At 70.8% G+C, this 23,511-nt stretch carries 19 protein-coding genes; 10 read left to right on the top strand and 9 right to left on the bottom strand.

What is annotated here, in order from left to right:
* Positions 1-141 precede the first annotated feature (141 nt).
* The gene (locus G4D86_RS24250) at positions 142-2,172 is read left to right on the top strand and encodes a protein kinase domain-containing protein (protein ID WP_163996368.1); all 2,031 of its coding nucleotides are present in this window, start codon (positions 142-144) and stop codon (positions 2,170-2,172) included.
* Here the strand turns inward: G4D86_RS24250 and G4D86_RS24245 are convergent.
* On the bottom strand, positions 2,169-2,855 hold the full coding sequence (locus G4D86_RS24245; RefSeq protein ID WP_163996367.1) for a hypothetical protein: 687 nt from the start codon (positions 2,853-2,855) through the stop codon (positions 2,169-2,171). The genes G4D86_RS24250 and G4D86_RS24245 overlap by 4 nt on opposite strands.
* 106 nt (positions 2,856-2,961) lie before the next feature.
* Positions 2,962-3,330: a hypothetical protein gene (locus G4D86_RS24240; RefSeq protein WP_163996366.1), complete on the bottom strand. Its 369-nt coding sequence runs from the start codon at positions 3,328-3,330 to the stop codon at positions 2,962-2,964.
* Between the two features lie 359 nt (positions 3,331-3,689).
* Between G4D86_RS24240 and G4D86_RS24235 the strand changes: the two genes are divergently transcribed.
* Positions 3,690-6,191: a PAS domain-containing sensor histidine kinase gene (locus tag G4D86_RS24235; RefSeq protein WP_163996365.1), complete on the top strand. Its 2,502-nt coding sequence runs from the start codon at positions 3,690-3,692 to the stop codon at positions 6,189-6,191.
* Between the two features lie 10 nt (positions 6,192-6,201).
* Here the strand turns inward: G4D86_RS24235 and G4D86_RS24230 are convergent, their stop codons facing one another.
* From G4D86_RS24230 to G4D86_RS24220, 3 genes are all read right to left on the bottom strand, one after another.
* Positions 6,202-8,445, bottom strand: coding sequence for a hybrid sensor histidine kinase/response regulator (locus G4D86_RS24230; protein WP_163996364.1), 2,244 nt, complete (start codon positions 8,443-8,445; stop codon positions 6,202-6,204).
* 230 nt (positions 8,446-8,675) lie between these two features.
* Positions 8,676-10,247 carry an SDR family NAD(P)-dependent oxidoreductase gene (locus G4D86_RS24225; RefSeq protein ID WP_163996363.1) on the bottom strand — a complete coding sequence of 524 codons (1,572 nt, stop codon included), beginning with the start codon at positions 10,245-10,247 and terminating at the stop codon, positions 8,676-8,678.
* Between the two features lie 160 nt (positions 10,248-10,407).
* Positions 10,408-10,887, bottom strand: coding sequence for a nuclear transport factor 2 family protein (locus G4D86_RS24220; RefSeq protein ID WP_163996362.1), 480 nt, complete (start codon positions 10,885-10,887; stop codon positions 10,408-10,410).
* 186 nt (positions 10,888-11,073) lie between these two features.
* Between G4D86_RS24220 and G4D86_RS24215 the strand changes: the two genes are divergently transcribed.
* From G4D86_RS24215 to G4D86_RS24200, 4 genes are all read left to right on the top strand, one after another.
* Positions 11,074-12,327, top strand: coding sequence for a peptidase C39 family protein (locus G4D86_RS24215; protein WP_240360443.1), 1,254 nt, complete (start codon positions 11,074-11,076; stop codon positions 12,325-12,327).
* A gap of 51 nt (positions 12,328-12,378) precedes the next feature.
* Entirely contained in the window at positions 12,379-13,197 is an 819-nt protein-coding gene (locus tag G4D86_RS24210; protein WP_163996360.1) for a class I SAM-dependent methyltransferase, read from the top strand.
* A 156-nt stretch (positions 13,198-13,353) separates the two neighbouring features.
* A complete protein-coding gene (locus tag G4D86_RS24205) occupies positions 13,354-15,342 on the top strand; it encodes a L,D-transpeptidase family protein (RefSeq protein ID WP_163996359.1) in 1,989 nt (662 codons plus the stop codon).
* 125 nt (positions 15,343-15,467) lie between these two features.
* On the top strand, positions 15,468-15,908 hold the full coding sequence (locus G4D86_RS24200) for a hypothetical protein (protein ID WP_163996358.1): 441 nt from the start codon (positions 15,468-15,470) through the stop codon (positions 15,906-15,908).
* A gap of 37 nt (positions 15,909-15,945) precedes the next feature.
* Here G4D86_RS24200 and G4D86_RS24195 read toward each other — a convergent pair whose 3' ends face one another.
* Genes G4D86_RS24195 through G4D86_RS24185 form a run of 3 tightly spaced genes read right to left on the bottom strand, consistent with a single transcriptional unit; the run spans position 15,946 to position 17,856 of the window.
* On the bottom strand, positions 15,946-16,359 hold the full coding sequence (locus G4D86_RS24195; protein ID WP_163996357.1) for a secondary thiamine-phosphate synthase enzyme YjbQ: 414 nt from the start codon (positions 16,357-16,359) through the stop codon (positions 15,946-15,948).
* 4 nt (positions 16,360-16,363) lie between these two features.
* A complete protein-coding gene (locus G4D86_RS24190; RefSeq protein ID WP_163996356.1) occupies positions 16,364-17,113 on the bottom strand; it encodes an alpha/beta hydrolase in 750 nt (249 codons plus the stop codon).
* On the bottom strand, positions 17,113-17,856 hold the full coding sequence (locus G4D86_RS24185) for a peptidylprolyl isomerase (RefSeq protein ID WP_163996355.1): 744 nt from the start codon (positions 17,854-17,856) through the stop codon (positions 17,113-17,115). The genes G4D86_RS24190 and G4D86_RS24185 overlap by 1 nt, the downstream gene beginning before the upstream one ends.
* A gap of 181 nt (positions 17,857-18,037) precedes the next feature.
* On the opposite strand from G4D86_RS24185, the gene G4D86_RS24180 reads away from it, so the two are divergent.
* Positions 18,038-18,988 carry a hypothetical protein gene (locus tag G4D86_RS24180; RefSeq protein WP_163996354.1) on the top strand — a complete coding sequence of 317 codons (951 nt, stop codon included), beginning with the start codon at positions 18,038-18,040 and terminating at the stop codon, positions 18,986-18,988.
* A gap of 30 nt (positions 18,989-19,018) precedes the next feature.
* Positions 19,019-20,110, top strand: coding sequence for a trigger factor (locus G4D86_RS24175; RefSeq protein ID WP_163996353.1), 1,092 nt, complete (start codon positions 19,019-19,021; stop codon positions 20,108-20,110).
* A 21-nt stretch (positions 20,111-20,131) separates the two neighbouring features.
* Here the strand turns inward: G4D86_RS24175 and G4D86_RS24170 are convergent, their stop codons facing one another.
* Positions 20,132-21,127 (bottom strand): PGAP1-like alpha/beta domain-containing protein, encoded by a 996-nt coding sequence (locus G4D86_RS24170; RefSeq protein ID WP_163996352.1) that lies wholly within the window; start codon positions 21,125-21,127, stop codon positions 20,132-20,134.
* A 99-nt stretch (positions 21,128-21,226) separates the two neighbouring features.
* Here G4D86_RS24170 and speD point away from each other — a divergent pair, with 99 nt between their 5' ends.
* Together speD and G4D86_RS24160 are read left to right on the top strand one after the other, a co-directional pair.
* Entirely contained in the window at positions 21,227-21,613 is a 387-nt protein-coding gene (gene speD, locus G4D86_RS24165) for an adenosylmethionine decarboxylase (RefSeq protein WP_163996351.1), read from the top strand.
* Positions 21,610-23,511 (top strand): DUF4178 domain-containing protein, encoded by a 1,902-nt coding sequence (locus G4D86_RS24160; RefSeq protein WP_240360442.1) that lies wholly within the window; start codon positions 21,610-21,612, stop codon positions 23,509-23,511. The genes speD and G4D86_RS24160 overlap by 4 nt, the downstream gene beginning before the upstream one ends.

Here is a 23,511-nt window from a genome sequence, read left to right as displayed (position 1 = left end):
CAGGGCTCGCTTCTTCTTCTGGTTCTTGCGCACACAAGGCCGAACGGAGCGGGTTCCTGCCGCTTCCCCGCTCGTCCTGCGCCTGCCTGCCCTCCGGGCCGATCGAGAATCACGCCCCGTCGTTTAGAGACCCTGCACTGGTTGAACGCGTTACCGCTGCAACAGGACGGCGCCCTTCCCCTAGAGGTCTGGCTTCGCAGCGCGGTGTCCTTGACGCAGGCGGACACCAAGGCGGCGGTCTTCGAGCGAGCACTGACGTCCCTGCGCAAGGCTTCTCCTGGAGAGACCTTGCCGGTGACAATCGTTGCCTCGCCTCCGGATATGCCGAGCGAAGTCCCCGTCTACCAAGACGAGCGGCGGCGAATCTTGGGGGAACAATTGCAAGCGCTTGAGGCGGCGCGGCGTAAGTTGGAGGCGCAAGGGGAGGACACGTCCTCGGAGTTGGCGAAGATTCGCGAACTCAAGCGGCTCCTTCGCCGCGGGCCGGAGCCTGAGGCAGGCGACTTCCTGGCAAACGGTCGTTTCCAGCTTCTGTCGCCGTTGGGCAAGGGGGGCTTTGGCGTAGTGTGGAAGGCGCTCGATATGGAGCGCGACATGCTCGTCGCCATCAAACTCCTCCACGGACACTTCGCCAATGATGCCAGCCGCCGCGAGCGCTTCTTCCGTGGAGCCGAGCGCATGGCAAGACTTGAACACCCGCATGTGGTCCGGGTGCTTCTCAATCGCGGCATCGAGCCCTACGGGGAGCACTGGACGCTCTATTACTTCGTTATGGAGTTCCTCCGGGGCGGAGACTTCAAGCGGGCAATTCTGCAGGGTTCGCTCAGCGTAGATGACCGGATTCGAGTCATTCGCGAAACGGCGCTGGCCCTGGAGCACGCGCATGACAAAGGCCTCATCCATCGGGACATCTCTCCCGACAACATCCTCCTCGATGAACAGGGCCATGCGCGGCTCACGGACTTCGACTTGGTTCGCGCGGATGACTCCATCGGCCCCACGGCTACGAAGATGGCGATGGGGAAATTGCTCTTCGCCGCACCAGAGACAATGCAGGACGCGGCGAAGGTGGATGTCCGTGCTGATGTGTATGGGCTAGGCATGACGCTGGCGTTCGCACTGCATGGGCGCGAGATGACAGTCGAGTCCTTGAGGGAGTGGGGATCGTTCCTCTCGGGCTTGGAGTGCTCGGAGTATATCCAGATGGTGGTGCGCAAAGCAGTCGCTACACAGGTCGGAGCGCGCTACCCCGATGTCAGGAGCTTTCACAAGGCGCTTGGGCATGTCCCCCGCCGCAGCCGCTCGCGCAAGTACACTGCGGGACGTAATCTGTTCATCATCAAGAGCTTGACTGCAGCGCTGAACGTAACAGCGCTTGTCGCGGCATTGGTATTAGTCGCGTATAGCGGCAGTTTCTTTTACGAAGCCTGGTCGAAATTTTGGAATCATCCGGAGTCAAAGCCCACTCCCGTTTCAGCGGAGGTGGCGCAGCCTGACGGTGGCTCTCTTCCACAGAATCGCGAGCAGAGTTCACATGAACGGAGCGGCGGCTCGGCGATCCGGAAGCTGAAGCTCTGGCCCAATGGCTCGAAGCTCAAGGTCAGCTTCATGGATGGAGACCCCCAACTCCACGAGCGCATTCAGAAGGTCGCCTCGGAGTGGACCCAGTACGCCAACCTGACCTTCGAGTTCACCTCGAAGCCGGACCCGGACGCGGACATTCGCATCTCCGCCACGCAAGGAGAGGAATGGTGGTCGTATCGGGGCACGGATGCCCGTTCGGTTCCATCGAGCGAATTCACCATGCACCTGGGACTCGCTACGGGGGCCCGCTCCGTCGAACTCTTCTCGGCCGAGATCCTCATGACGTTCGGTGCCGCGCTGGGGCTTGAGAACGAGTGGACGAGTCCCAACTGGGATGCGCGCTGGACCCGCGAAGCGGCCTACGCATACGTCCCGAGACTCCGAGGCTTGAAGCTACAGATGACCAAGAAGGTGGTATCGGGTCTCCACCCTCCGACAGGACCTGCGTATCACGCGTTCGACCCCAGGTCCGTGATGTTCAGTCCGGTTGCCCGGGATCTATTGGTCGACAACATCGAGACCTACGGAAGACGCACGCTGTTGGAGTCCGACAAGGCGTTCATCGCGAAGCTCTACCCGAAGCCCTAGACGTTCCAGTAGAGCGCATGGATGCGCCCGTCAGCGTCGAAGTCGAAGATGAAACCCCGCTGCTGGGGCGCGCCTCGAAGTCGGAGTACCTGGGCGCCGAGCACCGTCTCCTCCGCATACGGCACCGCACGGGACGTCAGCTCACGCTCGAGCTGCGCCCTCGTGGTCGAGCATTCGAGGAACCATCCCTTGAGCCGGAGGCTGGTGAAGTCGCCCATGCCGCGGTCGATCTCCATCGACTGGAGTGCCCCCGCTCTCAGGTGCAATTGCACGGACCCGTAGAACCAGCAGACGAATCCGGGCTCGATGAGCTGGGTGATGCCCTCGGGCACTCCGAGTGCGGACACCAGCGCATCGGCGGACATCCCCGGGCGGAGTGGCTCCAGAGTCCCCTGCCTCAAGGCCTGCACGAAGTCGATGTCCACCGAGTGCCCCAGGCGAACGTCCTGGAACGCAGCCGCTTCGAGACGCCATTCCCGTCGAACCTGCTCCAGCGCCTCATCCCGCGAGGGGAAGTCCTCCCGAAACCGCCCGGGAAGCGGCAGGTCTTCTGGATGGGGCGTCAGGTAGCCTCGATACACGGAGACACCGTGGCTCGGCGGCGCTCCTGGCTCGTCGTGTCGACGGACGATGACCGTGAGCCGCTCGGGCGTCGTCGCGAACACTGCTCTGGGCTCGTTCATGAGGCGGCCCTCGTTCTGTACGGCGCACCGACATTACCATCGCGCCCGTGCACGCCGGCCACCGACGCAGGGACCGCGCGCCTCTCGGTCCCCGCCCCGGCTCCGCTCAGTTCGCGGAGTAGGTCGTGGTGAAGATGCCCCCGCCCACGCTCTCGACGAGCAGGTTGATGTGGGTGCCCTGGGTGGCCGCCGTGGTGGCGCGGTCGAAGAGCTGGAGCCGCTCGGCCTCGCTGTGCTGATACCCCCCGTTGGACGCGCCCGAGCCCAGGTACTGGTACGTCCCGACGACGCCCCCGGTGCAGCCCGGCGCGTTGTGGACCTGGATGCTCACGTAGCCCTGCCCATAGAAGACGTTGTTCTGCTTCGTGTACGTCGCCGAGCACACGTAGCCCGTCACCGTGATGGGCGCGGCATCGGCCGTACCAGCGAAGAGCACCGACATCATCACCGCGCAGAAAAGGGACACTCGCTTCATTGCTGCCTCCTCGGGACATTGCCCGTCAGCCGTGGGGACCTGGGCCCCTGCACGGACGGGAGAGCCTAGGAAGCCCTCCTGACATGCTGAACGGAGGAAGCCGCGAAAGTCCCTCACCCCTTTTCTTCAGCAACATCCAGCGCCGCGGCCTCCCAGCGCACCGCGTCCCCGCGGCACTCGTAGGAGGTCCAGCATTCGAAGCGCACGCCGCCACCGATACACGGCCCTCTCTTGTCAGGCTGCTGGACAGAGCGCGGTGCGGGGTCTTGCGATTCGTCCCGTCAGGTGCCAATCAGGCGGCGGACCCCCCAGGTGGGGCGGGCGGGAGCGCGCTACTTGTTCCCCTCACACCCCAGGTCATGACTCCATCCCCGTCCCTCACCTCCCTGCGCGAAGTCGTCGACCAGTTGCTCGTGCTGGACCGCCAGCGTCCACGTGAGAACGGGGTCCTGGACAACCGGGGGCTCATCGAGAAGCTGCTGGTGACGGTGGACGCCGCGCCGGTGCTGCTCGCGTACGTGGACAGCGAGGAGCGCTATCGCTTCTGCAACCAGACCTACGAGCGCTGGTTCGGTATCCGCCGAGAGCAGGTCATCGGACGCAGTGTGCGTGAAGTGCTGGGCGACTCCGCCTACCAGGCCGCGCTCCCCCACCTGCGAGCGGCCCTGTCCGGTCAGCCGGTGCGCTTCGAACGCGCCATGCCGTACCGGGATGGCGGCACGCGCGTGGTCCAGGCGGACTACCTGCCGCACGTGGACGCGGACGGCCGCGTCGCCGGGTACGTGGGAATGGTCTCCGACGTCACCGAGCTGCGCCGGGGCGAGGAGTCCGGGCGCATCGCGAAGCAACTGCGCGAGAGCGAGGACCGGCTGCGCCTCGCGCTCGAGGGCGCGGACCTGGGGACCTGGGATTACGAGCTCCTCACGGGCCAGCGGAGCTTCAGCGCCAGGAGCCTGGAGCTGTTGGGCCTGCCCGCCGAGAGCGTCCTGGAAGCAGAGCGCCTCCTGGGGGGCGTCCACCCGGAGGACCGTCCGCGGCTGAGTGCCGCCGTGAGGATGGCCCTCGAGCCGGACGGTGACGGAAGCCTCCGCGTCGACTTCCGCGCGGTGGGGCCGCTCGTGAGGAAGGAGCGCTGGCTGTCCGCGTTCGGTCGGGTGCACTTCGACGCGCACCGGCAGCCCCTGCGCATCATCGGCATCCTTCAGGACGTCACCACGTCCCGGCGCTCCCGCCTGCGCGCGGACAGGCTGGCGGCGGTGTCGTCCGCGCTGTCCCGCGCGCTCCGGCCCGAGGAAGTGGCCTGCGTGGTGGTGCGTGAGGGGGCCGCGGCGCTCGAAGCCGTCTCCGCCTCGCTGGCGCTGCTGAGCGAGGACGGTGCCTCCTTCGAGCTGCGCGCCGCGCACGGCTTCCCCGAAGGGACGCTGGAGCCCTGGCGGCGCTTCCCCGTGGACACGCCCGTCATGTTCCGGGACGCGGTGCGCACAGGGCGGCCCATGCTGTTCCCGGACCTGGAGGACCTCCTCCAGGCCTACCCGGGCCTGCGGGACGAGCCGTCCCTGCGGGGACGCGCCTTCGCCGCGCTGCCGCTGCGGGTGGACGGACGCACCCTCGGCGCCTTCGGCTTCAGCTTCGCGCACGCGCAGACCTTCGAGCCGGAGCAGCTCCAGTTCATGGAGTCGCTCGGCCAGCAGTGCGCCCTGGCGCTGGAGCGCGCGCGCCTGTACGACGCCGAGCGCCGCGCCCGCGAAGAAGCCGAGCAGCTCCGCGACAGGCTGGCCACCGAGCGCGGCCTCCTGGAAGCCGTGTTGGATCAACTCCCGGTGGGTGTCGTCATCTCCGAGCCCGGTGGCCGGCTCATCCGCGGCAACGCGGCGATGGAGGCCATCTGGGGCCACCCCTTCGTGGCCTCGGAGGGCATCTCCGGGTACGCGGCCTACCAGGGCTTCCGGCCGGACGGCGCGCCCATCCGGCCCGAGCAGTGGCCCCTGGCGCGCTCGCTGCTGCATGGGGAGACGGTGCTGCGCGAGCCGGTGCACCTGCGCATGAACGACGGCGCGGTGAAGCACATCGACCTCAGCTCCAAGCGGATCCACGACGCGCAGGGGCGGCCGCTCGCGGGCGTGGCGGTGTCCATGGACGTCACCGCGCACCACGAGATGCGCGAGGCCCTGCGCCGCGAGGCCGAGACGCGGGACAGGCTGATGGGAATCGTCGGGCACGATTTGCGCAACCCGCTGCAGGCCATCGCCACCTCCAGCACCCTGCTGCTCAAGGACAGCGCTCCCGACTCTCCCCAGCGCAAGCGCGCGGCCCGCATCCTCACGAGCGTGCAGCGCATGGACCACCTCATCCGTGACCTGCTGGACTACGCGCGGGTGAGCCAGGGCGGCACGCTGCCCATCCAGCGCCGGCACATGAGCCTGGAGGACCCCTGCCGCATCGTCGTGGACGAATTGCTCGCCGCGTACCCGGAGCGGGACATCCACCTGGACCTGCGTGGGGACCTGACGGGCGAGTGGGACATGGACCGGCTGGCGCAGCTGCTGGGCAACCTGGTCGTCAACGCCTTCACGCACGGCGCCCGGGGCGTGCCCGTGGAGGTGCGCGCGGACGGCGACGGTGCCGACGTGGTGCTGGAGGTGGCCAACGCGGGCACCCCCATTCCGTCCTCGCTGCTGCCCCGGCTCTTCCAGCCCTTCACCCGCGCGGACGTCGGTGGCGACGCGCTGAAGGGCGTGGGGCTGGGCCTCTTCATCGTGCAGGAAATCGTCACCGCGCACGGGGGCCACGTCCAGGTGACCTCCACGCGGGAGACGGGAACGCTGTTCCGCGTGCGGCTGCCCCGCTCCCACCGGGGCTGAGGGCCTCGCCTCAGGCGGCGCCGCGCTGTGGCTGGCGGGCTTCTTCCAGGAACGTCACCAGCTCGGCTAGCTCCACCGGCTTCACGAAGTGGCGCTGGAAGCCCGCCGCCTCGCTGCGGGCCCGGTCCTCGTGCTGGCCATAGCCGGTGAGGGCGGCGAACGTGGGGCTCGCGTCGCCCAGGCGCTCGCGGATGAGCGCGGCCAGCCCGTGGCCGTCCACCTCCGGCAGGCCGATGTCGAGGATGGCCACGTCGGGCGTGAAGCCGTCGAGCCGCTGCAGCGCCTGCCGGTGGTCATGCGCCATGGCCACCGTGTAGCCGGACATCTCCAGCAAGTCTGTCAGTGCCTCGGCCGCGTCCACGTTGTCGTCCACCACCAGCACGCGCAGCGGGGCAGCGCGCTTCGCGGCCGGGCGCGGAAGCGGGGCCGGCCCGGCGGGCGTCTCCAGGGGCGCGGCGTGGCGCGGCAGCCAGACGGTGAAGGTGCTCCCCTGGCCGGGCCCGTCGCTGTGCACGCCGACGCGGCCGCCGTGCGCCGTCACCACGCTGCGCACCAGCGCCAGGCCGATGCCCAGTCCCCCCGCGCCCCGGTCCACCGAGCGCGGCCCCTGCACGAAGGGCACGAAGATGCGCTCCGCCAGCTCGGGGGGAATGCCCTCGCCGTTGTCCGTGACGGTGAGGATGACCTCGCCGGCGCCGGACTCCGCGCGCACCTGGAGCCGTCCCCCGGGCGGCGTGTACTTCGCCGCGTTGGTGAGCAGGTTCGTCACCACCTGCGTGAGCCGGTCCGCGTCGCCCAGCACCGGCAGCCCCTCCGCGGGCACCGCCACGTCGAGCCCGTGCCGGCGCTGCTCCAGCAGCGGCGTCACCACCTCCACCGCCCGGTCCACCACCGTGGACAGCTCGAGCGGCGAGCAGTGGAGCGACATCTGCCCGCGCACGATTCGCGCCAGGTCGAGCAGGTCGTCCACCAGCCGCACCACGTGGCTGAGCTGGCGGCGGATGACCTCGTGCTCGGGCGTCTGTGCCAGCCCGCGCAGGCGCAGCACCTCCATCGAGCTGACGATGGGGGCCAGCGGGTTGCGCAGCTCGTGGCCAAGCATGGCGAGGAAGGCGTCCTTGGCCTGCGTGGCGGCGATGGCCTCGGCCCGGGCGGCCTCGGCCACCTCCAGGTGGGCTTCGCGCTCGCGGTCCTGCGCCTCCAGCAGGTGCCCGGAGCGCACCAGGGCCTCGTTGAGCCGCGCCAGCTCGCGCACGTCCGAGGCGTCCACGCGCACCGGGGCGCCGCTGGCGAGCGCGTCCGCGGCGTCCGCCGCGTCGGTGATGGAGCGCCCGATGCGGCGGGACAGCGCCCAGGCCCCGGCGGCGCTCAAGAGCAGCATGGCCACCCCGAGCAGGCCGCCCGCCAGCATCGAGCGCTGCAAGGGGGCGTCCAGCACGTGGCGCGGGCTGACCACGGTGGCCGTCCAGCCGGACGCGGTGTGGCTGAAGGCGGCATAGACGGGCTCGCCCTCCAGGGAGTGGTCGGCGTAGACGCCCTCGTGCGCGGCGCGCGTGCGCTGGAGGAAGGTGTCCGTCGCGGACTGCCCCACGAAGCGCGCCGGGTCCCGGGTGCGGGCGGCCACGACGCCGTGCTTGTCCACCAGCGTGCGTGTCCACTCGATGTCGTCCGAGGCCTGCCGTGCCACCACCTCGTTGAGCGCGTCGGCGGAGACGACGGCGGTGAGCACGGAGCGCAGCTTCCCGTCACGCACCACGGGGACGCGCAGGGGCACGGCGAGCTGGTTCCGGGGGCCCCGTCCCCTGGCGAGGTCTCCCACCACGGGCCGCAGCGTCTCGCGTACCTGGGCCAGGCTCTCCGGCTCCGCGACGGGAGGCATCGGTTCGCCCGGCGGGACGCCCGTGTTCAGCAGCGGGACGCCGTCCGGCGACACGAGGGTGAGCATCAGCCAACCGTGCTGGGTTTGCAGCACCCGCTCGCACTGCGCCCGGAAGCCCCGGAGGTCTTCCTCGTCCAGCCACGAGGAGGCGGACAGCGCCTGGAGCGTGCGCAGCGAGCCGGCCGTCTCGCTGTCGAACGCCTCCGCCAGCGAGCGCGCCGAGGTGAGCACCCGCCGCTCGGAGGCCTTGCGCTCCGCGCGCGCCAGGAAGACGAAGAGGCAGCACGAGAAGACGACGACGGGCAGCAGCGCGCCCAGCACGAGTCTCACCAGGTGCCAGCGCAGTGGCCGGGGACGATGGGGGCGTGGGGACATGGGCCGGGGCGGGCTCTACAAGGGTGGAGGTTGTGCCCGGGCAGGACCCGGCGGGACGAAGCGGAGCATTCAACCGGTCGCGCCGCAAGCCGGCCGCGGCCCGCACGTCCGGTACACGCGGGTGCGACAGGGCGGCCCGCCCGGACGCTATGAGCTCCGAATATCGGCTCCGTCGAGGGACTGGCGCGGCCGCTTCCTGGAGGCCCAGGCGCGCGAGCAGGCGCCCGTCTTCACCACGCGGTGTGGCGGTAGTCCTTGAAGAAGTTCCCCCACACGTACTGGCCGGAGTTCTCCGAGGAGATGACCGGGTCCACGATGCGGGCCGCGCCGTCGACGATGTCCAGCGGCGGCTGGAAGTCGAGGTCCTGCACCTTGCGCTCCGCGTGCAGCGCCGGGTCCTCGTCGGTGACCCAGCCGGTGTCCACGGCGTTCATGAAGATGCCGTCCTTCGCGTAGTCGGGCGCGGAGGTCAGCGTCATCATGTTCAGCGCGGCCTTCGCCATGTTGGTGTGCGGGTGCCGGTCCGTCTTCGTCCCGCGCGAGAAGCTGCCCTCCATGGCGGAGACGTTGACGATGTGGCCGGGCGTGGAGCGTCCGCGCATCATCAGCGGCTTGAGCTTTCCGCAGAGGATGAAGGGCGCCACCGCGTTGATGAGGTGGACCTCCAGCATCTCCGCCGTGGACACGTCCGCCAGCTTCATCCGCCACGAGTTCATCTCGCGCAGGTCCACCTGCTGCAGGTCCGCGTCCAGCCGGCCCTGGGGGAAGAGGGCGGCCGTGTCACCCTCCTGCTCCTGCGTATAGGGCTGCAGGGACAGCGCGGCGGACGAGTGGATTCCCAGCGCCGGGTCGCTGCTGCGCCACGTGGCCGCGAGCGCCTGGGCCTCCGCGCCGCCCGCACCCAGGGCCGGGTTCACCGCCGCGATGCAGGCCATGTGTCCCGCGAGCAGCGGGCGGGCCGCCTCCGGCAGTTCCTCCATCCGGCGCAGCTCTCCTTCCAGGAGGTGCGCATAGAAGCCGGGGGGACGGCGCACCGTCTGCGCCGCGTTGTTGATGAGGATGTCCAGCCGGTGGTGCGTCTGCTCCACGTGCCGCGCGAAGAGCTCCACGCTGGGGGCGTGCCGCAGGTCGAGCCCGTGGATGTGCAGCCGGTGGGACCACTCCGAGAAGTCCGGCTCGCGCAGGTAGCGCAGCGCCGCGTCCTGGGGGAAGCGGGTGGTGGCGATGACGCGCGCGCCCGAGCGCAGCAGCATCAGCGACGCCTGGTAGCCAATCTTCACGCGGGCACCGGTGATGAGCGCCACCTTCCCGGTGAGCGACGCGCGCTGGGTGCGCTTGGCGTAGTTGAAGTCCGCGCACTCGATGCACATCGCGTCGTAGAAGAAGTGCAGCTTGCGGTACTCCGCCTTGCACACGTAGCACTTGCGCGGCTCCGCCAGCAGGCGCTCCGGCGCCTCTGAAGGCGGCGGGGGCGGGAGCAGGGGCACGGCGAAGACGGCGGACCGGCGCAGCGTGCGAATCTCCGTCGAGGCGCGGACCTCGCGGTCATGCGTCTGCTTCGCCTGCTTGCGCTCCCGGCGCAGCGTCTTTGTGAGCCGTGACTTCGTCTGACGGTCCGGGAACACCACGCGGGTGGCGGCGCTCAGGAGGGCAATCTTCTCCGGCTCGGGGAGCTCCGTCACCAGGCGCCGGTTCTCGGCCATGGCTTGCAGGAGCTGCGTGCACCGGCGGACCTCGTCGAGTGACACGGCGGCCGTCGGTGTTGATTCCGGGAGGGCGATAAGGTTCTCGGCTTGCTTCATTCCTCCGGTGAATACCCTCCGGACGGCCGTGAAGGAAGGACGGTGGTGGTCACGGGCTCGACGGGAGGGGGGGCGGGCATGCGGCCAGGAGCCCGGACCTCCAATGAAAGGGGCGCTCCCACCAGGGGGCTCGGGCCCTTGACCACCCCCGCACGGCCGCTCAGTGGGGAGCCGGTGCGGCCTCGCCCTGCTTCTCCTGCTTCTGCTTCGGCATCGGGGACACGTGGCTGGCGACGATACGCCACCGGCCGTTGCGCTTCACGAGCGTGTCCGTGAAGCGCAGCTCGGCGGCGAAGGGCTTCCCACCGGCCACGCCCTTCACGGAGGTGGTGCCGTTCACCACGGCCGTGTCGCCGTAGAGCCGCACCTTCATGTCGTGGTTGCGGAAGACCTCGTAGCGGGGCTCCTTGTTGCGCAACTCGGTGAGGGTCTCCTCGCGCGTGGTGATGTTGCCGGCCGTGTCGGTGAGGGTGAAGCCGTCGGCCAGGAACTCCGCCGCGAGGCTCTCGTTCCCGGTGCGGAAGGACTCGCAGCCGGAGTGCAGCGCCTCGAGCACGGCGGCCTCCTCTCCCTTCGGAGCGGCGAGGGCGGGAGCGGCCAGGGCGAGCAACACGAGACACGCGGCGAGGGACTTCTTCATCGGTACAGCCTCCGGGGGTGAGGTCGGGTGCGGAACGTACCCCGGCGTGGGCGGCCTGACTTCAGAAGCTCCTCGTCCGTGAAGCTCCTGGCGCGTGCGAGCGGTGGACCGGCGGAAGTCTGGTACCCTGGCGGGTTTCGACAACGGGGTTGTGCCATGGGGGCCGGGCCCTCCAGACTCCGCGCCGTGAATTCCCGCTCCCTGCCGACGCTCGCGCTTCTGCTGGCCTCCAACCTGACTGCCTGTGTCTCGCAGCCGCGTGGCCCCGAGGAGGCGCCCGTGGACGTGGGCCCCCCGGCGCGCCTGTGGCGCCGGAGCGCGGTGGAGCGGGACTTCGAGCGCTTCGCCCGTGAGGGGACGGTGCTCGCGGCGGATGGCGCGCTGGAGTTGGACGCGGCGGCACCGACGGGCAGCGAGCCCTTCGCCTCGGGCGTGGAGGCGGATGGTGGCACGCGCTACGTCGGCGGGGACTACCGCGTGGGCCTGGCGGTCTCCGACACGCAGCTCGTCCCGGGTGGGTTCACCACCGTGGTGCCTTCCTTCGATGCCCTCACTCCGCCGGGGACGTGGCTGAAGGTGACGCTCGCCGCGCGCATCGACGGCACCTGGACGAAGGACTACGAGCTGGGCGTGTGGGCCTTCGACAAGGAGCCCGTGGCGCGGCACAGCGTGGAGGGCCAGCGCGACGCGGACGGCGCGGTGTCCACGGACACGCTCAACCTGCAGCGCCGGGCGGACGCGCTGCGGATGAAGGTATGGCTCTACTCCTCGCGGCCGGACGCCACGCCCCGCGTGCGCGCGCTGTCGGCGGCGGTGAGTGACAGGCACGGGCTTGCCGAGGACGGCGCCTCGGAGCGCGCGGCGTGGGGGACGGTGCTGGACGTGCCGGGCTACTCGCAGATGCTCTATCCCGAGGGCGGGCCGGTGTGGTGCTCGCCCACGTCCACCACGATGTTGCTCGGCTACTGGGGACAGAAGCTGGGCCGGCCGGAGCTGCACACCACGGTGCCCGCGTCCGCCGAGCGCACCTATGACTGGACGTACCGGGGCACCGGCAACTGGCCCTTCAACACCGCGTACGCGTCCGCCATGGGCGACGGGGCGCTGCACGGCCTGGTGCTGCGCCTGGATGGCTTCGCCCAGGTGGAGCGGCTCATCGCCGCGGGCATTCCGGTCAGCATCAGCATCGCGTACGAGGAGGGGAAGCTGGCCGGCTCTCCGGTGCGCCGCTCGGACGGGCACCTCATCGTGGTGAAGGGCTTCACGCCGGAAGGGGACGTGGTGTGCAACGACCCCGCCTTCAAGACGAACGAGACGGTGGAGGTGACGTACAAGCGAGACCAGCTCTGGCAGGCCTGGCGTCACTCGCGCCATGCCACGTATGTCCTGTGGCCGGCGGGCACCGCGCTGCCCGAGGGCGTGGTCAGCGTCCTGCGGTGACCCCGGGTGTCGTTGATGCCCGCGCATCCCCTTCCTGGAGAGAGCTTCCCCATGTCGACCCTGTCGCCCCTCGCCATCCCCGATGCCTGGGAGCTCGTCGTGCCGGAGTACGTGCGCGAGCTGCAGCCCGTGTTCGAGCACTTCGCCCGTGACGCGCTCGCGCGGGTCGCGGTGGGGCGGGGCTCACGCGTGGTGGACGTGGCGGCCGGGCCCGGGACGCTGGCGCTCATCGCGGCGCGAGGCGGCGCGCGGGTGACGGCGGTGGACTTCGCGCCGCGGATGATTGCGACGCTGCGCGAGCGCGCGGCGGCGGAGGGGCTGGAGGTCGAGTCGCTCGTCGGGGACGGCATGGCGCTGGCGCTGCCGGATAGGACGTTCGACGCGGCGTTCTCGATGTTCGGGCTGATGTTCTTCCCCGACCGTCCACGCGGCTTCCGCGAGCTGCTGCGGGTGCTCGTCCCCGGAGGCCGTGCCGTCGTGTCGAGCTGGATTCCGCTGGAGCGCTCGCCCGCGATGAACGTGTTCTACCGGAGCTTCGCGGAGCTGATGAGCGGGGGAGGGGGCGGGGCGCCGCGCGACGGGATGATGCCGCTGTCGGACCCGGAGACGTGCCAGCGGGAGATGTCCGGAGCGGGCTTCGCCGACGTCTCCGTGCACGAGGTGAGTGCGCGCGTGGACTACGCTTCAACGGCGGCGCTGGTGGACGCGATGGTGCGCTCGGCCGCGCCCATCGCGCTGGCGCGGCGGTCGCTCGGTGAGAGGTGGGGAGGCGTCGAGCGGGCCCTGCTGGACAAGGTCTCCGCGGAGCTGGGTACCGGTCCCCAGGTCGGCCTGTTCAACGCGTACCTCACGGTCGGCTCGCGGAAGTGAGCGGCGGTTCCGCTCGCTCGGGCTGATACATTCCGTTGCATGTGACAACCGCCGCTCCGGGCGCACGGTATGCACACCCGCGCGGAGTGGAGCGCAGGCAACCTCACCTCGGACGACGTTGTGACTCGGCGGGCACCTACGTAGCGTGTCGCATCCATGCGTCGTTGGCTCCCGCTCGCTCTGCTCCTGCCCGGTCTCGCGTGTGCTCCTCCTTCCCAGCCGGAGGAGTCGCGAGTCGCTGGCGGCGTGGCGGTGGCCGTCGTGCCCGCGCAGGGTGGCCTCGAGCCTGACGCAGGCGTGGCGCGGGTGGCGGTGCTCCAGCCTGACGTCAGTTCGGGTGCGCTGGCCCTCGTCGCCGATGCCTCGGTGGAAACGGGAGCCGTCACGGCCGGTGCGCGGACGGGAGCGGGCGAGCCCTCCGTCACGGCCGCTGCACCGGCGGCTGGAAGCGCCCCGTCCTCCGACGGTGGCCCGAGCGCGCAGGACCTCGGCAACGGCCCCTCTTCGGAAGAGCTGCTCGCCGCGTGGCAGCGGACCGCGCCGGCTTCGAGCACGGATGGTGGCACGGCCTCTATCGACGCGAAGGCGGCGCCCAGGGTGGCCTCCTTGCCTGCCGGCTCCGATGACTCGCGAGCCGAGGGCCCAGCGCTCGCGAACGACCCGGCCCTCAGCGCCATGCCCAGGCCCGCGCCGCATGGGGACGCGGAGGACGTGGAGCCTCCGCCCGCCGAGCAGCTCGTCGTCATCCCGGACCGGAAGAACCCGGGCGCGGAGTTGGTGCTCGGTCCCGATGGCGAGCCGCTGGAGGACACGGGGCTGGTGCTCGGCGACATCGACCCGTCCCTGGACCCCGAGGAGTTCGAGCCGGACTCGGAGCCCGTCGGCGGCGCGGACGCGGGGACGGCGCCCTTCGCCATTCCCTATGCGCCCGACGCGGGCTCGCTGCGGGTGAGGCGCTCCATCGCCGTGCGCCAGGAGCCGCGCCGGGATGCGCCGCCGTTGGGCACGGTGGCCCAGGACATGCGCGTGCGCTGGCAGGGCGACACGGCCATGCGCGGGCCGGACTGCGACGCGTGGGTGCGAATCGAGCCGCGCGGCTGGGTCTGCGACCGCTACCTGGAGCCCAACTTCCGCGAGCCCCGCGTGAGGGATTTGCCAAAGCTGCGCGAGGGCGAGCTGACGCCGGGCATCTACGCGCGCGTGGTGGGCCGGCGCGTGCGCGCGTACCCGAGCCTCGCCCTGGCTCGGAAGAAGAAGAAGGGTGTGTTGCTGAAGGGCTCGGTGACGGTGCAGCTGCGCGGGCAGGTGCGCGTGGGCCGCCGCACCTTCTGGCGCACCGCGGACGGCCAGTACCTGGAGGCGCGCGTGCTGCGCGAGTACCGGCCCTCCTCCTTCGAGGGCGTGAGCGCGGAGCTGCTCGCGGAGCTGCCGACGCCCTTCGCGTGGGCCCAGTCCCGCAAGCGGCCGGATGCAGACGTGGACGTGCGCGTGGCGCCGGACGCGAAGGCCGCGCGGGAGACGGTGCTGCCGCCGCGCACGCTGGTGGCGGTGCGGGAGCTGTCCGCGGATGGCAACTGGGTGCTCATCTCGGAGAATCACTGGGTGGCCCGGGACGACCTGCACGTGGCCTGGTTCACGCCCGCGCCGCCCGGCGTGGAGCCCGGCGAGCGGTGGCTGGACGTGGACCTGGAGGCCCAGGTGCTGGTGGCCTACGAGGGCGAGCGGCCGGTGTACGCGACGCTCATCTCCTCCGGGAAGCCGGGCACGGACACTCCGGAGGGGCTCTACCGCATCTGGCTCAAGTTCGCGGAGGCGGACATGACGGGCAACGGCACCACGGGCGGCGAGACGTACCGCGTGGCCACGGTGCCGTGGACCATGTTCTTCCAGGACGACTTCGCGCTGCACACCGCCTACTGGCACGACCGCTTCGGCGACCCGATGAGCCACGGCTGCATCAACCTGGCGCCGAAGGACGCCCGCGCCCTCTACACCTGGGCCGCGCCTGAGGTGCCCACCGGCTGGTCCATGGTCCACGCGACGCCGGACGCCCCCGGCTCCTGGGTGCGCATCCGGGGACAGGCGCGAGCGAAGGGCCACGAGCGCAAGGTCACCGTCGCCGCCACCGCGCACCGCGAGCGGTAGCGGGGCTGTTGGACGTCTGGCCTTTGAAATCAGGCTGTTTGTGTTACTTGATTCCGATTGAAGGTGTGTTCTGTCTTCTCGGATGAGGCGCATTCCCGCGCCTCATCTGCGTGGAGTCAGACCTGATGCGACGCTTCTCCCTTCGTGATGCTCTCTTCCTCGCTCCGGCGGCGCTGATGTCCATGGCCTGTGGTGGTGTTTCCCCGGAGGACCTCGACTCCGCGCCGGCGGAGGACTCCGCCCTGGGGACCTCCCAGGCGGGACTGTCCGTCACGCTCTCGTGCAACCGGACGTCCACGTCGTTCATCTACTGCCTGACGACCGCGACGGGCGGCGTCGCGCCCTACACGTATTACTGGGGCATGGATGGGTACGACTACACCACGGGGTCCGTCTACACGACGCTCATGGCCCCTGGGGCCCGGCTCCAGAAGTTCTCCTGCACCGAGCCGGGTCCGGGAGCGCCGGCCGTCAGGGTCATCGTGCCGCTGCTCCAGGTGGTGGACGCCACCATGACGGTGAGCCCGCTCCACCAATCCCCGATTGACTTCTACTGCGCCAACTGAGTCGTTGACCCGGGCGCGGTCCACTGCCGGGCCGCGCTCACCCCACCACGGACACGGTGACGCGGCGGCGGTGCGGCGACGTGCGGTGCTCCCAGACGTAGACGCCCTGCCACGTGCCCAGGGCCGCGGCGCCGTCCTTCACGGGGATGCTCAAGGAGTTCTGCGTGAGCACCGTGCGCACGTGCGCGGGCATGTCGTCCGGCCCCTCCGCGTCGTGCACGAAGAGCGCATCCCCGTCCTTCACCAGCCGCGCGAAGAAGGACTCCAAATCACGCCGCACGTCCGGGTCCGCGTTCTCACACAGAATCAGGGACGCGCTCGTGTGGTGCAGGAACACCGTGCACAGCCCCTGCCGGGCGCCGCTCTCCGTCACCGCGCGCTGCACCTCGCCGGTGATGTCGGTGAAGCCGCGGCCCCGCGTGGACACCGTCAGCTCCTTCGCGTGGTACATGCCTTCAGCGCCCTCCCAGCCGCGCCACCAGGAACGCGGCCAGCCGCTCCAGCTCCTCGGAGTCAATCGTGTGCGGCCCGTCGAAGGGGTGGAACTCCACCGCCAGCCCGGACTCCGTCAGCACGTCGCGCAGGCGCTCGGCGGCGGCGAAGGGCAGCACGGTGTCGTCCCGGCCGTGGGCCTGGAACACGGGCAGCCCCTTGCGGGCCTGCGCCTTCTGCCGCCACTCCGCCTCCGAGGTGAGCGTGCCGGACAGGATGCACAGGCCGGCGGGCGCCTCCTCCAGCCGCAGCGCCACGTCCGTCGTCAGCATGCCGCCCTGGCTGAAGCCGCCCAGCGCGATGCGGCCGTACGGCAGCTTCATGGAGGCGGACACCGCGTCCACCACGCTCATCATCGCCCGGCGCGCGGCCGGCAGGCCCGGGGGCACCTCGCGGGCGAAGAGGTCCCAGTCGCGGAGCTGCCCGCGCATGATGGCCTCGGGCAGGTGGAACCACGCGCGTCCGGCGGGCATGCCCCACTCCGCCAGCGTCAGCGGCGCGCCGGGGAAGATGAAGCGCACGCGGTCGGCGAGCGACGCCTCCACCGACATCAGCTCCGGCGCGAGCGGCACCAGGTCCGTCGCCGGAGCGCCGAAGCCATGACAGAGGATGACGGCCAACTCGGGCGCCGCGCCCTCGGGGAGCGCGTCGACGACGTTGCACTCCAGCTCACCCAGCCGCGTGGTGAGGCGCCGAGCGGTGCGGCCCCCCATTACTTCGCGCCCGCCGGAGCCTGGTCGCTCATCGAAATCTTCTCGATGACCACCGGCGTCTGGGGCCTGTCACGCGAGTCGCGCTGGACGTTGGAGATCTTCTCCACCACGTCGTAGCCCTGCACCACCTCCCCGAAGATGGTGTGCTTGTTGTTGAGGTAGTCCGGCGTGGAGGTGGTGATGAAGAACTGGCTGCCGTTGGTGCCGGGGCCCGCGTTCGCCATGGCCAGCAGGCCCGGCTTGTTGAAGGTGCGGCCGCTCTGGAACTCGTCCTCGAAGCGGTAGCCCGGGTCTCCGCGGCCGGTGCCCGTGGGGTCTCCGCCCTGAATCATGAAGCCCGGAATCACGCGGTGGAAGATGACGCCCTGGTACAGCGGCTTGCCCGTCACCCGCTGGCCGTTGTTCGGGTCCGTCCAGGGCTTCTCGCCCGTGGCGAGGCCCACGAAGTTGGCCACCGTCTTCGGCGCGTCCTTGGAGAACAGGCGCACGACGATGGCGCCCTGGTTGGTGTTCAGCGTGGCGTAGACCTCCTGGCCGGCCTCCACCTTCTTCGTCCACTCACCGGAGGCGGCGGCCTCGGCGGGCGGCGTGGCGGCGGGGGCCTGCGCGGAACTCCCCGAGGGCTGCGCGGGCCGGGCTTCGGCGGCAGGCGGGGGCGCGCTGGAGGTCTCCTTCTTGTCGGAGTCCTTGCAGGCGGCGAGGGAGAGGCAGAGGAGGACGGTCGTCAGGATTCGGGTCCGCATGGCGGGCGAACCTAAACGCCACCTTCAACGGATTCCAGGGGTTTACGCGGGAGCCCCCTGTCCACAGTCACGCACCTGGAGTAAAAAAGACATAAAGGCCCCGGCCTCGAAGCAACTCGGCGGCGGATGGCCCGATGATCCGGGTAGCGATTCGTGAAGATCCCATTGGAGTCCCTTTCGCATGGCGCCCATCCGTAACGAGCCCCGCCCCGCCACGACGCCCACCCCGACGGCGCGGCCCACGCCGACTCCGCCCCGGCCTCCGGCCCCGGCTCAGGGGCAGGCGGACCGGTTCGAGACGGGCCACAACCGGGTGAGCCAGGTCGCCAACGGCGCGAAGTCCATCTCCGACGGCGTGGCCGCCACCCAGGTGCGCAACGCCCCGGGCCCGCAGCGCTTCGGCCCCTGGGAGATTCCGGGCCGGGCCAATGCCCCCACCGTGGAGGGCGTCAACACCCGTGGGGCGCGCTGGGCCGGCGCCGCGGGCACCGCCGCCAGCGTGTCGCAGCTTCCGGGCGCCGCCTACCTGGCCTTCCGCGACACGCGCGACTTCTTCCGCAACCCCTCGCTGGAGGGCGCCAACAAGGCGGCGGGCTCCGTGGCCAGCGCCGCCTCCACCGGCCTCAACGTGGTGAAGGGTGGCCTGGAGACGGCCGGCAACGTCAGCAACTACCGCGCCGCCGCCAACGCGGCCCGCACCGCCTTCACGCAGGCGGCTCCCGATGCGGCCCGCGCTGTCACCAACCGCGTGGTCGGCGCCGCCGCCCGCGAGGCGGTGCAGGGGGCCTCGCGCCAGGTGGTGCGCAACGTGGCCGCCCGTGCCGCGGGTGAGGGCCTGGAGACCGCCGGCCGCCTGGGCGCCAACGCCGCCCGCACCGCCCTGCGCGAAGGTGGCACCGCGGCGGCGCGCGCGGCCGGCCGCTTCGCCCCGGGCCTGAACGTGGCCATCGCCGTGGCGGACACCGCCGCCGCCGTGAGCACGATTGCGGACCCGAACGCCTCGCCGGGCAAGAAGATCACCGCTGGCGTCACCGCGCTGGGCTCCATCGCCGCCGCCACCAACATCCCGGTGGTCAGCCAGGTGGGCGCCGCTGTCTCCACGGTGTCCAGCTTCGTCGGCTCGTTCTTCTAGCCGCATCCGTCTCGACGCATACTTGCGTCCATGACGACGAAGGATGAACCGAAGGGCGGCGGAGCGCGTTCGCTGGCCGAGCTTCATGCGCTCGGCATCATGAAGCGGATGCCCGCCGCCTTCTCGTTGGACAGCACCGAGCCGGTGGACATCCCCACCGTCACGGCCCCTTCGCTGGACGGGCTGACGGTGGCCCTGGTGCCCCCGGCCCCGCTGACGGAGCAGGACCTCGTCGACCGCTTCGATGCGCTCCGCCGCCAGTACGCCGACCGCCGCGAGCGCAAGCCAGGCGAGGACGTGGGCGCCGGGGACGAGGTGCTCCTGGACGTGCTCGGCTTCGCCAACGGCCGGCTGCTGCCCTTCTCCACGCGGGAGGACTGGCGCACGTACGTCGTCGCCGACCCGGTGCTGCCGGGCTTCTTCGAGGCGCTGCCCGGCGCCAAGGTGGGCCAGTCCTTTGGCATCGAGCTGAAGCTGCCGGACACCTACGCCGTGGAGTCGCTGCGCGGGCAGACAGCGCGCTTCCTCCTCGACGTGAAGGCGGCGCAGGAGCTGCGGCTCCTGGCGGACGACTCGCCGGAGCTGCTCAAGCGCCTGCGCATGGGCAGCCTCACGGACGTCATGCGCCACCTGGGTGACGAGCTGGCCCGCGAGCGCACCGAGGAGATGGACCGCCTCACCCAGGAGCGGGTGATGGACGTGTTGGTGGAGCGCACGCAGGTGTCGCTGTCCACCGCGCTGGTGAACGAGGAGATTCGCCGCCGCTGGGCGGAGACCGAGCGCCCCATCCTCGCCCGCAAGGCCTTCCAGCCGGACGAGCTGCAGGAGGCGCTGGAGGGGTGGCAGAAAGACCCGCTCACCCGCGCGGACGCGGCGCGGCGCCTCACGCTGGCCCTGGCGCTGCGGGCCATCGCCACGCGAGACGGCGTGCAGCCGGAGAAGAAGGCCACGGACGCGCTCATCGACGACCTCGCCGGCCTGTCGGGCGTGGCCCGCAAGGATCTGGGCAAGGCGGTGAAGGAAGACGCGGCGCTCGCCCGGCGGCTGTACGACCTGGCGCTGCACCTGGCCACCGTCGACCACGTGATGAAGAAGGTGAAGCTGACCGCGCCGGCACCCTGAGACAGGGCGCCTGGGGAGCTGTCAGCGGGCGTCGAGCGCCAGGGCCACCATGGCCTCGGTGAGGTCACCGGGGTGATAGCGGCTCAGCCCGGGCAGGGCGCGCAGCGCGGCCTCCGAGTGGTCCATGTCGTCCAGGCGCACCACGCCCGCGCCGGGCACCTCCGCGTCCAGGGCCGTCACCAGGCCGTCGGACGCGTAGCCGTACCTGTCGCGGAGGTAGCGCTGCAGCGGGTACAGGCTGGACAGGCGCGACAGGCGCGAGGTGGCCAGCGACACGGTGGGGATGCCGGCCGGATAGGGGTGCTTTCGGATGAACTCCATCCGACTTGTATAGGAAAGCTCCTCCACGGACCGGGACACCCCATGGAACAGCAGAGGGAAGGCGAAGTCGATGAGCCGCCGCATGTCCGGCGTGGTGGCCAGGTCATGGGCCAGGGAGGACCCGCCGTAGGGCGCCTGCAGCGTCACCACCGCGCGCACCACCCGGCGCAATTCCGGGTGCAGGGCCAGCGTGGCCGTGCACTCCACGCCGCCCTTGCTGTGGCCCACCAGCACCACCGAGCGGCCGAAGTGCTCCGCGTCCAGCAGCGCCTCGCGCAGCACCGCCACGTTGTCGGTGATGAGTCCTTCCGTGTCCACCGGCGCCTCGAGCACGTCCAGGCCCCGGCGCTCCAGCCGCTGCACGTTGTCCAGCAGGTAGCCGGGCAGCTCGTCCCCCAACATGCCGCGCACCAACACGTACTGGTGCCGCTTCGCCGCGTCCGGCAGCACCGGCTCGCCCTCGCGCACGCGCGCGAGCAAGGTCTTGAAGCGCGGGGTGAGGTCCTCGCCGGGGAGCGCTTGCGCGGAGCGCTGGAGCCAGCCGGCCAGGCCGCCACAGCCGGGGCCCCACCAGCGCTCCGCGGGGGGCAGGCCGCGCAGGCTTCGCGACAGCCGGGCAATGGCGCCCGACTCGCGGGCCGGGGCGGGAGTCGGGGTGGGCGGCGGAAGGGCGACGTCGGGCAGCGACTGCGTCATCTTCCGCGGAAGCGTACCGGGAAGCCGTCCCCGGGCGCCAACGGCCCCACCACGCCTGCCCGGATGGCGGACATGGACTCACCTTCGAGGGCAGGTGGCATGCTAAGAAGCCGTCACGCAGGAGGGGTTCCGACGCTGACCACCGGACAGGAGTGGCTGGTTGACGCCAGTGGCTGCGCGCCCGAGCGCCTCAAGGACGCGGCCACGCTCGCCGCGCTCTTCGAGGAGCTCATCGTCCTGCTCCACCTGAAGGTGGTGGGGCAGCCGCAGTGGCACGTCTTCCCCGAGCCGGGGGGCATCACCGGCCTGACGCTGCTGGCGGAGAGTCACCTGACCATCCACACCTTCCCCGAGCACGGCTTCGCCGCGCTCAACGTCTACTGCTGCCGCACCCGCGCGCGCCCGGACTTCGAGTCCCTGCTGGCGCGGCACCTGGGCGCGGCCTCCAGCCACGTGCGAGAGCTGAAGCGGGGAGGGGTGGCGTGACGCAGCAGGGACAGTGCCCATCATGCGGTGTGCTGATTGAGTTCACCGCCGGCTCGGCGCAGGTGGTGGTGTGCGTGCACTGCCAGACGGTGGTGGCGCGCAGCGGGGCCACGTTCGAGGCCCACGGGAAGATTGGCCGCATCGTCCCCACCGACTCGCCGCTGCAGCTGGGCGCGGAGGGCAGATACGCCAAGGTGGGCTACCGCATCGTCGGCCACCTCCAGAAGGACCACGGCGCGGGTCCCTGGGACGAGTGGTACGTCGAGTTCGACGACGACCGCACCGGGTGGATCAGCGAGTCCGAGGGCGCCTTCCACCTGCTCTTCGACGCGGGCGTGGAGCAGGGCCTCGTCCTGGAGGAACTGCACCCCGGCGAGCGACTGCGCCTGCGGAATCGCGCCTGGGTCATCGAGGAGCGCGGCCACGGGCGCGTGGTGTCCGCGGAGGGGCAGCTCCCCAGCGACGTGGACCCCACGCAGGACGCCTGGTACGTGGACGCCACCGGCGGCAAGGGGACCTTCCTCACGCTGGACTTCGGCACCCGCGGGCAGGACCCGGAGGTCTTCACCGGCGAGGCGCTGAAGCTGGAGCAGCTCGGCATCGCCGCGAGCCAGCTCCGCCCCCGCGCGCGCAAGGTGGAGATGAAGCAGGCGCGCTGCACGAACTGCAACGGCCCGCTGGAGCTGCGCGCGCCGGACAAGTCGCTGCGCGTGGCGTGCCCCTACTGCGGCGCGCTGCTGGACGTCAGCCACGGGCAGCTGTCCTTCCTCCGCCTGCTGGAGAAGCCCACCGAGGCGCCCCTCATCCCGCTCGGAGCGAAGGGGACGCTGGAGGGCACGGAGTGGCTGTGCATCGGCTACCTGGTGCGCTCGTGCACCGTGGAGGGCGTGCGCTACCCGTGGGAGGAGTACCTCCTCTACCACCCGGCGCGCGGCTTCACGTGGCTGATGCACTCCAACGGCCACTGGGTGTTCCTCAAGCCGATGGCCGCCGGTGACGTGCAGCTGGCACCCATGGTGGCCGCCTTCTACGAGAGCCGGCGCTACAAGGCCTTCCAGAACGTCACCGCCGTCACGGAGGCCGTGCAGGGCGAGTTCTACTGGGAGGTGACGGCGGGAGAGTGGGCGAAGGCCACGGAGTACGTGGCGCCGCCGTACTCGGTGAACGTCGACGCCACCGAGGACGAGGTGACGTACACCCACGGCGAGTACCTGGCGCCCGGCGTGGTGAAGGACGCCTTCAAGCTGAAGGAGTCCCTGCCGTCGCCCCAGGGCATCGCCCCCAGCCAGCCCAACCCGCACTCGGCGGGGATGCGCTCCACCATGCTGTGGACGCTCGTCTGGCTGATGGGGCTGCTCGTCATGGCCGGCTTCTTCACCGTGCGCGCGGACAACCGCGTGGTGCAGGAGATGGCGGTGGTGGTGCCCCCGGACGCGCAGCCCGGCACGCCGGCCGCGATGAAGTTCAGCGAGCCGTTCGAGCTGCCCAAGCGCGGCAACGTGGAGGTGGAGGTGTCCGCCGCCGGGCTCGACAACGACTGGCTGGGCATCCAGGGCGACCTGGTGAACCAGGACACGGGCGAGGTGGTGGGGTTCTACGAGGAGCTGAGCTACTACAGCGGCAGTGACAGCGACGGCTCATGGAGCGAGGGCTCACACTCGGGGAGCACCACGCTGTCCCCGCTGCCGCCGGGCAAGTACGTGCTGCGCACCACGGCGTCCTTCGACCCGGGGCCGGCCCGCCCGCGCGCCTTCAACGTGAAGCTGACGCACGACGCTCCCCGGGGGGGCTGGTTCTGCTTCGCCTTCGTGCTGCTGCTGGTGGGCCCCGCGTGGGCGCTGTTCCGCTCACACGGCTTCGAGACGCAGCGGTGGTCGGAGAGCAACTTCGCGGACTAG

It is taken from the genome of Pyxidicoccus caerfyrddinensis, from assembly GCF_010894405.1.
GTDB classification, from domain to species: Bacteria; Myxococcota; Myxococcia; order Myxococcales; family Myxococcaceae; genus Myxococcus; species Myxococcus caerfyrddinensis.
The sequence above is the reverse complement of the archived record's forward strand: the minus strand, read 5'-3'. Positions and strand labels throughout refer to the sequence as shown.